Raw genomic sequence first — 12,038 nt, forward strand, 5'->3', positions numbered from 1 at the left:
GCCCGGTAGCTGCCCGGTAGCTCGTCAGGCTCATAACCTGAAGGTCGTCAGTTCAAATCTGGCCCCCGCAACCAAATCAAATATCAAACCCCGTCTCACATAAGAGGCGGGGTTTTCTGCGTTCTGCGCTCAATCTCGCGCCACAGCGCCGCAAAGCACCGGTGAACTGCGGCGCTAAACGGCGGCTGAGGAGTCAGCATCGTGGCTGTATCGTCGGTCGCACTCGCTTTAACGCGCTGCGGCGAGCCCTGACATGGTCTCGCGAAACCAGCGATGCGCCGGGTCGTGGTCATAGGATCGATGCCAGATCATGGCGACGTCTGATCGTTGGTGGTGTGGAGGCGGCGCCGCTTGTGGTGATTAGAGCCTTCAGTGAGAAGGCCCGCGGCACGCAGATGCAGGCGGTGCCCGTCGAGCAGCTCGAGAATGGTGAAACGGTCGATCGCGCGAACCTGAATGCGCACTCTGGGCGCGATTGACGCCAGCAGTGCCATCAGCCGCGGCAGGAGCGGCACTTCAACACTGTCGGGCATCCCCAGCAGAAAGACGCGCTCGGGCTGAAGCGGATCGAAACTCTCTCCCTGAAGCAGCGTCCCCTGGATCATCGACAGCGCTTCGCGGATCGGCCCGGCAAGCCGCAGGGCGCCTGGGGCCGGCCTGATCCCAACGGGAGCGCGGATGAACAGATCGTCCCTGAACAGCCTGCGCAATCGGTTGAGCACATGGCTCATGGAAGGTCGGCCTATGCCAATGCACTTGGCCGCGCGCGTGACACTGCCTTCAGACAGAAGCGCATCAAAAGCGGGCAGCAGATTGAGGTCGAGTCTGCTCAGATTGATGTGATCTATTGCATTGGTTGACCCTAGAGCTCTATCGCTGAAAGGCGATCGCAACCCTTGGGCACGCCACCGGCCCGCCACGCGGGACGGCTTCCCAATTTCTGGAAGGGGACAGGAAATGTCGATCGAACAGGGCATCAAGCAGCGTGGGCTGCAGCTGCCCGCCGTGAAGACCCGGGCGGCGACCTATGTGCGCGGGGGGCGAGGTCCCGACCGGAAAGGTCGGCGCAGGCGTCTCGACTGAACAGGCCGCGGAGCATGCGCGCCTCGTCGGCCTGCAGCAGCGTGCGATCCTTCTGGAAGAGCTCGGTTCGCTCGATCGGATCCGACGCGTCGTGAAGATTCTCGGCATGGTGAATGCGGTGCGTGAATTCACTGAGCATTCGAAGGTCATCAATGGCTACTCGGACCTCTTCGTCGAGATTTTTGGCGAGCGGCATGCCCGCTCCGCAATCGGCGTCGGCAGCCTCCCGTTCGGAATCACCGTCGAGATCGAAGCCATCGTCGAGGTGACATAGGTTGCCCTGATCTACGCCAAGCTCGCGTTCAGCGCGGCTCCCCGGCGGGAACCGCACTCCGATTGCCCTCTCCCGTGAGCCCAGGCCGCTCCGACCTCACCAGCGGGTCCTGGCCTCAAGCGAAAAGCGGTGGCTTGTCGCGCCGCGACGGAACTCGCCGTCATAGGAGCCTGTCACATCGACCTTGGGCGCGATCGCCCCCGAGAGGCTTGCTCCAATCACGGCTCCGTCACGTGAGGCCCGAGGGGTGCGGACTGCAAACGCGGTGCCCAGAAGGCCCGCTCGCTGGATCGCGACGTTGTCCGCCAGCTCATGAGACCAATAGGCCTTGAGGTCAAAACGCAGCCGCTCATCGGAGGTAAGGGGAGTCGCCAGCCGGCCGCCGACCAATGTGCGGGTCGAGGTCTGGCTTTCGCCGCGCAGTGTCAGCGCGAACGCGCCGGCCTGGCTTTCCGTCAGCCCGCCCTGGCGGAAATGATTCAGGCTGAGCCCGGCCTCGGGCGAGAGTTCAAGACCGGAGATGGAAGCAAGGCCATATCCGGCGATCAGATGCCCGAAGACGCCGTAGCCATCCGTCTCGCCATGGGCGACGCGCTGGACGTGACTGAGCTGGATCGTCCGGCGGTTCTCGGTCTTGCCATAGGTCCCGCCCAGCGCGCCGCGCAGGGTCAGATCGCCGAGGCGCGTGCGGCCATAGGCCGAGATGCTGTAGCTGTCGACGGTCACCCGGCCCGCGGCATCGGTCTTGGGATCGCCGTTCGAGCGCGCGTATCCGACGGCACCGCCGATCAGGCTCGTACTGAACACGGAACGTTCGACGCCGAGCAGGGCTCCGGCCACGCCGAAATCCGTGCCGGGCCCGGACCTGTCGCTGCCAGTGCGCCCGAAGCCATAGAGAGCCTGTCCCCAAACCACGCCGTCTCGTCCGGGCTGGAGCGCGGCTGCCTGTTGCCTCGGACGCGCGGCCGCGGATTTGCCCAGGCTCGCATACCCAGCCTCGCCCGGGTTCGGGGCCTGGCCGGGGAGGGCAGAGCTCCCGGCAGTCAGACGCTGGTCGAGGGCCGAATCGACCATGCGTTGCGCCGTGATCATAGCCATCCTGGCGTCGGCGTAGCTCTGTCCCGATAACGAGCCCAGCGCTGGCGCGAGCGCGCCCGGCGCGGTGGTATAGAGCGCGTCGAACACCTCCTGCCGGCCGGCATCGGGGCGTATTCCGGCAGCGGGACGCGTGCTGTCGAGGGCCTGGGCGACGGCCCAGGCGTTGCCGCCGAGACCTGAGAGAGCTGCGTAGGAGCCGGGCGTCACGATCAATGAGAGGCCGTCGGCGCGGTAGAGGGCATCGAAGCGGGCATTGCCGGGCAAGCCGCTTGCCGGCTGGTCAAGCCCGGTGAAGCTGCCGCTCAATCCGCCCGCTGCAGCGAGAATGCCGAAGGAGGAACCGACCGCAGGCGTGAACTGATTGGACGCGTTGCCGGAGATGCCGCGCAGGACCGGCACAAGACGTCCATTGGCGGCGACGCTACCGGCCGAGCTCGTCGTCACCAACCGTGAATAGTTGCCAGTGCCGTTGCGGGTTCCGGAGCCGTCGATATCAAGCACGAACCGACTGGTGCTGCCGAAGGCGACCGGCCCCTTGACGAAGAGCGTTCCCGGCGAATTGCCAGGCATGACGGTGCCGGCACTGAACAGGCCGGCCTCGATGAGGCCCGTGCCACGCAGGGTTCCACCCTGGCCGACCGATACGGCCGAGGTCACGGATCCGTTCAGGGCGAGCGTGCCGCCGATCACCGAGGTGCCGCCGGCATAGCTGTTGCGACCCGACAGTTCGAGGCGGCCATCGCCGCGTTTCACCAGCCCGCCGGCGCCGGAAATGTCATTGGCGAAGGAGCCGGAATAGCCCTTCGTGTCGACATCGAAGGTCTGCAGGAATTGCCCGGGGCCGCGAACCGCCTTGCCGGCATTGAGGAGACCCCAGCCATAGATCTCGGGGGAGCCGAGATCTGTCGCGGTGGTCAGGATCGACTGGACCACCTGCGGCGCGGTCATGAACGGAAAGGCTTCGCGGACCAGTGCTGCGGTGCCCGCGACATGCGGCGCGGCCATCGAGGTGCCGYTCGACAGATTATAGGGTTGCGTCGGACTCAGACCCTTGTCAGCCGGGACTGTCGAAAGGATGTTGACGCCGGGCGCCGCGAGGCACCAGGCTGCTGCAATCCCGCAATAGTTGCTGAAGGAGGCGATCTTGCGATCACGGTCCACGGCGACGACGGCAATCGTGTAGGGCTGGAGATCGGAATAATCGAGCTTGCTCGCATCGACCTGGTCCCCGGCATTGTCGAGGACGACATAGAGGTTCTTATTGTCGTTCCCTGGCCGGATCGCCGGATAGAATGCCGCGCCGGTGGGGTTGCGCGCGATGACCGGCTGATCCTCCCGCTCGTTGCCGGCGGCGAAGACCATGACCATGTCGGAGGCGCCGGCCTGCCGGATGGCCGCAACTTCCGCCGCCGTGCCGACCTGCTGGTAGGGCTGGATCGGGAACAGCTGATAGTCCGGGTTGGGACTGCCGTCGGGAAGCGTGGGTGAGGGATAGGACGGACCATAGCTGCCGTTGAGGACCTTCGCGCCGACTTCGCTCGCATAGCGGATCGCGGCTGGAATATCCCCTCCCGGCCCTCGCACGACGGCGCGCAGGGCAAGAAYCTCGGCATTATAGGCAACACCCTGCATTCCGACCCCGTCCCTGGCCGCGGCGATGGTTCCGGCGACATGGGTGCCATGGGCGGTCGGGTCGCGGTCGACGATATCCGCGGGGTCGGGGCGGTCGAGCCCGAAGTTCCGCGACAGCGGCGAAATCCGCCCCGCAAACTCCGGATGAGTCGGATCGATGCCGCTGTCGACAACCGCGACCAGCACGCCCTTGCCGGTGAGCCCCAGCGCATAGGCGTCGGCAGCACCGATCTGGGCCAGCCCATAACTGGCATTGTACTCCGGCGTGACAAAGCTTGCGGCGGGYGGCAGCAGCGCCAGGGCGCGCGGCAGCATGCGGGCGGGCCGGCCGGCGAACGCATCTGGCAAGGCCGCGATCTCTTGCGCGGAGATCACCGTTGGCGCGAGCGCGAGGAGGAAGCCCGAAGCAGTCGTGGCGAGGAGGGAGGAGCGAAGACGGGTGGATCGCGTTGCGGCAAACGGCATGGGCAGGTCTCGAGGCAGGCATCCGCTCAGGCGGATCGATCACAGGTCCGTAACATGAGGCTGGAATGGTCGAGAGAGGTCGAAGCCGGCATGGCGTCCCAATCAACCGCGTTGCCGTGCCAAAGCCATGAACCAGGTCGAAGGCGGCTGAAATCAGTCTCTTGACGATCGGTCACTCGTTCGGTGTTTAGGAGGCATTGCATGGGGCGTGTCGTGCCACAGCCGGCCGCAGGCGCCGCGCAGCAGCGTCGAGAAAACGGGGCGTAGGGGTGAGCGAGCAGGACTGCGATTCCCAGCGGATGTTCGGCCGGTGGCGCGAGGAAATCGCACCGGTTTTCGACGTCCAGCCTCTCTCCGGCGACTGGCGCTCCACCTTCCGGGGAGACATCCGCCGCCATCATCTCGGTGTCGCCCTTGTCGGAGAGGTGATGACAAGCGCCCAGCGCTACGAGCGCTCGGAGGGGCTGATCGGCGCCGTTGGCGTCGACCACCTGCTGATCCAGCTCTACCAGTCCGGCCATACGACGCTGGATATCGACGGCAAGGAGATGCGAGCCGGCCCGTCCGACGTCCTGATCCTCGACCTGTCGCGTCCCATGMGGTCGCATGCCAGCGACATGCGGGCAATCAACCTTGTTCTCCCCCGCGCCTTGCTCGGGCTCGACGCCGACGCAATCGACAGAGCCCATGGCACGGTGCTGTCGGGCCGGGAGGCGCTGGGCAGGCTCGCGGGAGACCATCTGCAGGCCCTGCTGAGGGCAGCGCAGGAGCTCGGCCCTCGCGAGRCACCCGGCCTTCTCAAGGCCAGCGCGAATCTCCTCGCAGCCTGCCTTGCGCCTTCGTTGATGCGCGACCAGGACGCTCCATCCACGCTGACGGCCACGCTGGCGACGATGTGCCGCTTCATCGACCGCCATATCGCTGACCCGGCGCTCGATGCGGCCATGCTTTGCTGCGCCTTCGGGCTGTCACGCTCGGCGCTGTACCGCCTGTTCGCGCCACTGGGCGGGGTTTCGGACTATATCCGCCGGCGCAGGCTGGAGCGCGCGCGTCTCGCGCTGAACGGAGCGTCGCTCGAACGAGGCGGCATCGGCAAACTCGCGCGCAGGTTCGGCTTTTCCAGCGACGATGCTTTTTCGCGCGCCTTCAAGGCCCGGTTCGGGGTCGCGCCCCGCGAGGCCGCCCAGATCCGTGTCCTCGCACCGGCCGAGCCCGGCGACGACAGTCTGGAGGCCTGGCTACGACGCCTGGACTGGTAGTCACTGACGGTATTTGCGGCCCCGCCAGTGGTCGGTGCGAACGAGCTGATCTGCATCCGGAAGTCCTGAGCCGTCGCGAGGCGTGAGACCTTCGCAGGCGAGGTTGAGCCGCATTCGCCGGCTGAGCCGCGAAACGATCTAGGGTCGCTCGCCCTCGACAATCCACAAAGCGGCCCGAAGGCCAATTGCCTGCCCTGAGCCCAAAGAAAATCTATCAGCTCGGCAGAGATTTGACCGTTTGTGAAGCGTCAGACGACGGCAGATGAAGAGGCGGTGAACCCTGAGATTTCGCAACCGATGAGGACACGATGCGCCGATCGCTCAATCTTGCCGCGACGCTGCTTGCGGCATTCACCATAGCCGGATCCGGGGCTCTAGGCGGCGAAATCAGGGAAGATCGGCGCATCTCCCAGCCATCGCCGGCGCAGTTGGCCGCGGTCGAGTCCCTCGTCAAAATGCCAATTGATCTATTCCAGCCGAGCGTCTTCGCCGCTCCCAACGGGCATAGCATTCCCTATCGTCTGCTTTCGCCGGCCGCTCAAAGCCAAGCGAAATTGCCGCTTGTCATCGCGCTGCATGCATCGGGCGGGGTGGGCACCGACAATGTCAGCCAGGTCGGGCCCTTCATCCGGAGCTGGGCCGCTCCCGCGATTGCCCGTGAATTTCCGGCATATGTCGTCGTGCCGCAATTTCCGACGCGCAGCGCGAACTATGCTGGCGACGGCAGTAATCGGGTTGCAAAACCGAGCGATCAGCTTGCTGACGTTCTGGCGTTGGTCGAGGATTTGAAACGGCGCCTGCCGGTTGATCCGCAGCGGGTCTACCTGGTCGGGTTCTCGATGGGGGCGTCGGCGGCGATCATTGCCGCGGCAACGAAGCCCAAGACGTTCGCGGGCGTTGTCGCATTCTCGGGAGTTCCGCCGCAGCGCAGCCTGGCGCAACAAGCGGCGAAGGTCCCGTTCCTGATCGTCCATGGAACGGCCGACCGCGAGAATCCGTATGCCGCATCGAGATCATGGGCCGATGCGTTGGCCAGGGCCGGCGGTTCGCCCATGTTCGTGACCTATGACGGGATGGACCATAAAGTCAGCCCGGACCAGTTCTTGGCGCCGGAATGGCGCACTTGGCTCTTCAGCCAGCGCGCGCCACGATAGCGTCGCGCCGCAAGTTGCTCCGGTGGAGCCTAGGGCAACTATGGGGCGGCATCCGGAAAGCCGACAGGGCCCGGCTTTATCCGTTGGCCTGCAGATAGCGCTCGACGAGACGGGCCCACAGCGCGGCGCCGACGGTCAGGCTGTCATCGGCAAAATCATACTGCGCACTGTGGAGGATCGGTGAGTTGAGGCCATTGCCGAGGCGCAGGAAACTTCCTGGCCTGTGCTCGAGGAAATAGGCGAAGTCCTCGCTGCCTGGGATGAGATGGCAGGTCGCTACCTTGTCGGCGCCGACCAGCTCCTCGGCGACCATGCGCGCGAAGGCCGTCTCGGCTTCGGCGTTGACCACGACAGGATAGCCGCGCTCGTAGTCGATCTCGATCGACGCGCCGTGGCCTTCCGCGACCGAGCGGGCGAGCCTGACGACGCGCTCCTCCAGCAGGTCGCGGATCTTCGGCTCGAAGGAGCGTACGCTGAGCGCCAGCCTGGCCTCTTCAGGGATGACGTTGACGGCCTGGCCCGCATGGATAGTGCCGACCGTGACGACAGCCGTCTGTGTCGGGTCGATATTGCGTGAGACGACAGTCTGCAGCGCGACCACGAGATGGCAGGCGACCACGACCGGGTCGATGGTCAGATGCGGGCGCGAGGCATGGCCGCCCTTGCCCCTGATCGTGATGGTGACCGTGTCGGCGGCGGCCATCATCGGGCCGGATCGCAGCAGGATCGTGCCCTCCGGCGCGCCGGGATGATTGTGCAATCCGAAGATCGCATCGAAGGGGAAGCGCTCGAACAGCCCGTCGGCAATCATCGCCTGGGCGCCGCTGATCTTGCCTGCCTCCTCGGCCGGCTGGAAGATCAGCGTCACCGTGCCGTCGAAGCGGCGCGTGCGGGCAAGGTATTCGGCCGTGCCGAGCAGGACGGCGGTGTGCCCGTCATGGCCGCAGGCATGCATCTTGCCGGGCTGGAGGCTGGCATAGGGAAGGCCGGTCTCTTCGGTGATCGGCAGCGCGTCCATGTCGGCGCGGATCGCGATGCTGCCCGCCCCGGTGCCGCTGCTGAGGCGCGCCACGACACCATGGCCGCCGACGTTGCGGGTCACCTCGTAACCCCAGGCCGTGAGCTTGTCGGCGACATAGCGCGCGGTTTCGGCCTCCTCGTGGGAGAGTTCCGGGTTGGCGTGAAGGTAACGGCGGGTCGCCCTGAGATCGGCCTCCATGGCCTCGAAATCGGAGACGCGGGCGAAGCTGTTGTCGAGCGCGGACATGATCTATCTCGGTCTTTGCGGATGCGACCCGGCACTGGCCGGACTACGGCGGCTACTGCACCGGCCCGAACAGTGGATCGGCGTCTTCGGGAATGCCGATGCGAGCACGGAAGGTTAGAGGAAGCGCGACAGGAAGGCCTGGGTGCGCGGATGGCGCGGATTGTCCATCACCTCCTCCGGCCGGCCCATTTCGACGATCTTGCCGCCATCCATGAACACGACCCGGTCGGCGGCCTCGCGCGCGAAGCCGATTTCGTGGGTCACCACGATCATGGTGAGGCCCTGCCGGGCGAGATCGCGCATCGTCGTCAGGACTTCGCCCACCAGTTCGGGGTCGAGCGCCGATGTCGGCTCGTCGAACAGCATCAATTTTGGCTTGATCGCCAGGGCGCGGGCGATGGCGACGCGCTGCTGCTGGCCGCCGGAGAGCTGGCGCGGATAGCTTGCCGCCTTGTCGGAGAGGCCGACCCGATCAAGCAGGTCGAGCGCCCCCGTCGTCGCGTCCCTGCGGTTCATGCCATGGACGCCGATCGGCGCCTCGATGACATTCTCCAGCGCCGTCATATGCGGGTAGAGATTGAACTGCTGGAAGACCATGCCGATCTTGCGGCGCTGGCGCGCGATGCCGTTGCCCGTGAGCTTCTGCAGCCGGCCGTTGCGCATCCGGTAGCCGATCTGCTCGCCATCCACCTCGATGAAGCCCCGGTTGATGGCTTCGAGATGGTTGATGCAGCGCAGGAAGGTCGACTTGCCCGAACCCGAAGGCCCGAGGATGACGACGACCTCGCCCGGCATCACGTCGAGGTCGATGCCTTTGAGCACCTCGAGATGGTCGAAGGACTTGTGGATGTCGCGCGCCCTGACGAGCGGCGTGGTCGCTGCAGCGGCGGTCAATGGCTTGCCTCCTGCACGGCTGGCAGCGGAGCAGCCGCGCCGTCGCGGCGTTCGCCGCGGCTGTAATAGGCCTCGATATAGCTCTGGCCGACATTGAGGATCGAGGTGATCAGCAGGTACCAGAGGACCGCAACCAGCAGCATCGGGATGATCTCGAAGGTGCGGTTGTAGATCGACTGAACCGAGTAGAGCAGATCGGCCATGGCGATGACGCTGACGAGCGAGGTCGCCTTGATCATGCTGATGAGCTGGTTTCCGGTCGGCGGTACGATCGAGCGCATGGCTTGGGGAATGATGATCCGCCGCAATGCCCGGCCCTTGGTCATGCCGAAGGCCTCGGCGGTCTCGGCCTGGCCGCGATCGACCGAAAGCAGGCCGCCACGGATGATCTCCGCCATATAGGCCGCTTCGTTCAGCGCGAGGCCGACGATGGCGGCGGTGACCGGGGTGATGACCGAGTTGGTTTCCCAACTCGCCAGGTTCGGCCCGAACGGGATTGCGAGCGAGATCTGGGGGAACAGCGTCGAGAGATTGTACCAGAAGATCAACTGCACGAGCAGCGGCGTGCCACGGAAGAACCAGATGAACAGCGACGCGGAGGAGCTCGCGAGAGTGTCCTTCGACAACCGCGCGATTGCGAGCACGAGCCCGAGCGCGGTGCCGATTACCATAGCGACGACCGTCAATCCGAGGCTGACCGAGAGGCCATTGAGCACGGTGCGGTCGAAGAAATAGGCGGCGACGACCGGCCAGCCGAAATTTTCGTTCCTCGCGACGATCAGGCCGAAATCGACGACGATTATGGCCGTGACCGCCCAGAGGATCAGGCGTGCGATCGGGAAGGGGGCGTGCGCATTGACCACGTCCCTCGGGTCGGCGCCGCCCGAGGGTGGCGCTGTCATCGCGGGCTCGCCGCTCATTTCGGCAGGGCCCCGCCCAGATTGAGGCCGGGCTCCTTGAGCATGTTATTCTCGAGCCCCCATTTCTTCATGATCGCGGCATAGGTGCCGTTATCGATCAGGATCTTGACGGCATCGCGCAGAACCGGGCCGAGCGGCGAGCCCTTGGGGACCACAGCGCCCTGATAGAGATCCTCAAACCCGTTGCGTGCACCGACGCCGGTGAGTTCAAGCTGGCCGTTGGCCTGCGCGACGAAATAGGTGAGGGGCGCCTGCGACGAGAAGAAGGCATCGGCGCGCTTGGAGCGGACCGACAGGATAGAGCTCGGCTGATCGGAATAGGACTGCACCTCGATGGGGCTCTTGCCGTCCGCCTTGCACTTCTCTGCCTGGACCTGGATGACGCGCTCGGCCGAGCCGCCGGCCATGACGGCGATGCGGTTGCCGCAGGCGGTGTCGAGCGAGGTGATGCCCTTGGGATTGCCCTTCTGCACCGCGAAGACGACGAATTCCTGGACCCAGTCGACGAAGTCGTTGGCTTCCTGCCGGCTCTTGAAATCACCGACCGGGCCAAAGGCGAACTGGTAGCGCCCGGCATTCACGCCGGCGAGCAGGGCAGGCAGGCCTCCCACCGTCGCATGCTCGATCGTGACGCCCAGGACCTGACCGATGGCATCGGTGAGGTCGGAGCTGGCGCCGCTCATCTCGGTGCCGGTGACGATCTCGTAGGGCGGGAAGGAGCCGTTATTGACCGAAATCATCTTGCCCTTGCTGCGCAGCGTCTCAGGCAGGCGCGCCCGCAGCTCCTCGTTGACCGTCTGCTTCGCGATCGTGCCCTGCTGGGCCAGCGCGGATCCGGCCAGCGTCAATCCGGCGAAGGCGACGGAGGCAATCAATCTGAAATACATGGTGCTACTCCCCATTCTTGTCTGAACTTGCAGGCCGGGCGGTGGCGCCGGCCTGTCGCAACGCTTCTCGGGCGTGTCAGCGGGTGCGCGCTTGCCGCGGGAAAAGCTCGGCCGGTGTCAGCAGGCGCGGCAGGATCTTCTGCTCATGGAGCTCGGTCGCGAAATCGGCGATCATGACTTCGTTCTCGGCGAAACCGCTCGCGCTCCACGAAGAGGGCAGATCGCGGGCGCAACGGCGCAGCTCGTCGAACATCCAGGGTGTCGTATCGGCGTATTTCTCGCGCTTCTCGAGCCAGAGCCGCTGCGACTCGTCGATCAACGCACTGAGCTCGTCCATGATCCAGGGGTGGTCGCGGACGAATTCGGCTTTGAAGCCGATCAGGTGCATGCCCGGGATGTAGCCGACCTCGTGGAAATAGGTGGTCTCCGCCGCCCGGAAATCCTCGAGCACCTGACGGAACGGCGAGGCCGGATCGAAGAAGCCCTTGGGCATGAAGGGAGTGAAGACGGCATCGAGCCCGCCATCCCGCAGGAGATCCACCATCGGGCGCTCACCCGGAGCAGCCTCGATCCGACCGGGACGACCGAAGCCGTCGAGGCGGTCGGTGATCGGGTGAGCCTCGGTCAGGCGCCCGGCATACCACATAGCGTCCTCGACGCCGACGCCTTCGCGGCGCACGGCGGCGCGGGTCCAGGTGTTGCCGGAATCGCGCCAGCCTGTGACGCCGATCTTCTTGCCGGCAAGGTCGGCGAGCGTGCGGATCGAGCTGTCCTTGGTCGTCACGATGCAGCGATGACGAAAGCCGCGCATGATGAAGTTCGGCATGCCGACGATCGTGTCGTTGCCGTCATGGCGCAGCTGGGCATAGCGGCTGAATGACAGCTCTGCGGCATCGTAAGCTTCGTCGGTGGCCAGATCGCCGACCAGTGTGCCGACGCGATCGACCTGGATCTTCAGCCGGGGCGAGGAGACGTCGCCAAGAACGAGCGGGGTCATATAGTCCCAATCGCGGAGTGCAAGGCGCAGCGTCACAGCCATGTTGGCAACTCTGAAAAGCTCTCGACAGGCCAAGTGCTAAATGTTCAAAAATAACTGCGCAAATGT

The 12,038-nt window shown here is 65.3% G+C and carries 10 protein-coding genes; 3 read left to right on the forward strand and 7 right to left on the reverse strand.

The features are described 5' to 3' along the window. Nucleotides 1-308: 308 nt before the first annotated feature. A complete protein-coding gene (locus AC1DRP_RS13720) occupies nt 309-920 on the reverse strand; it encodes a LysR family transcriptional regulator (protein WP_476768740.1) in 612 nt (203 codons plus the stop codon). A gap of 107 nt (nt 921-1,027) precedes the next feature. Here AC1DRP_RS13720 and AC1DRP_RS13725 point away from each other — a divergent pair, with 107 nt between their 5' ends. After that, nucleotides 1,028-1,357 (forward strand): RidA family protein, encoded by a 330-nt coding sequence (locus tag AC1DRP_RS13725; protein ID WP_441508160.1) that lies wholly within the window; start codon nt 1,028-1,030, stop codon nt 1,355-1,357. A 96-nt stretch (nt 1,358-1,453) separates the two neighbouring features. Here the strand turns inward: AC1DRP_RS13725 and AC1DRP_RS13730 are convergent, their stop codons facing one another. Next, nucleotides 1,454-4,552, reverse strand: coding sequence for a S8 family serine peptidase (locus tag AC1DRP_RS13730; protein ID WP_476768741.1), 3,099 nt, complete (start codon nt 4,550-4,552; stop codon nt 1,454-1,456). 269 nt (nt 4,553-4,821) lie between these two features. Here AC1DRP_RS13730 and AC1DRP_RS13735 point away from each other — a divergent pair, with 269 nt between their 5' ends. Both AC1DRP_RS13735 and AC1DRP_RS13740 read left to right on the forward strand, forming a co-directional pair. Then, nucleotides 4,822-5,811 (forward strand): AraC-like ligand-binding domain-containing protein, encoded by a 990-nt coding sequence (locus AC1DRP_RS13735; RefSeq protein ID WP_476768742.1) that lies wholly within the window; start codon nt 4,822-4,824, stop codon nt 5,809-5,811. Between the two features lie 308 nt (nt 5,812-6,119). Then, on the forward strand, nt 6,120-6,965 hold the full coding sequence (locus tag AC1DRP_RS13740; protein ID WP_476768743.1) for a carboxylesterase family protein: 846 nt from the start codon (nt 6,120-6,122) through the stop codon (nt 6,963-6,965). A 76-nt stretch (nt 6,966-7,041) separates the two neighbouring features. On the opposite strand, the gene AC1DRP_RS13745 is transcribed toward AC1DRP_RS13740, so the two are convergent. From AC1DRP_RS13745 to AC1DRP_RS13765, 5 genes are all read right to left on the reverse strand, one after another. Beyond that, entirely contained in the window at nt 7,042-8,232 is a 1,191-nt protein-coding gene (locus tag AC1DRP_RS13745; RefSeq protein WP_441508164.1) for a M20 aminoacylase family protein, read from the reverse strand. Nucleotides 8,233-8,346: 114 nt separating this feature from the next. Further along, complete coding sequence (locus AC1DRP_RS13750; protein WP_441508165.1) at nt 8,347-9,126, reverse strand: amino acid ABC transporter ATP-binding protein; 780 nt, start codon at nt 9,124-9,126, stop codon at nt 8,347-8,349. Continuing rightward, the gene (locus tag AC1DRP_RS13755; RefSeq protein WP_476768744.1) at nt 9,123-10,046 is read right to left on the reverse strand and encodes an amino acid ABC transporter permease; all 924 of its coding nucleotides are present in this window, start codon (nt 10,044-10,046) and stop codon (nt 9,123-9,125) included. The genes AC1DRP_RS13750 and AC1DRP_RS13755 overlap by 4 nt, the downstream gene beginning before the upstream one ends. Next, on the reverse strand, nt 10,043-10,933 hold the full coding sequence (locus AC1DRP_RS13760; protein WP_441508167.1) for an ABC transporter substrate-binding protein: 891 nt from the start codon (nt 10,931-10,933) through the stop codon (nt 10,043-10,045). Before AC1DRP_RS13760 ends, AC1DRP_RS13755 begins: the two co-directional genes overlap by 4 nt. A 76-nt stretch (nt 10,934-11,009) precedes the next feature. Next, nucleotides 11,010-11,972, reverse strand: a complete 963-nt coding sequence (locus tag AC1DRP_RS13765) for a substrate-binding domain-containing protein (RefSeq protein WP_441508168.1) — start codon at nt 11,970-11,972, stop codon at nt 11,010-11,012. Between the last annotated feature and the right edge of the window lie 66 nt (nt 11,973-12,038).

It is taken from the genome of Allobosea sp. 01N443 (assembly GCF_056399325.1).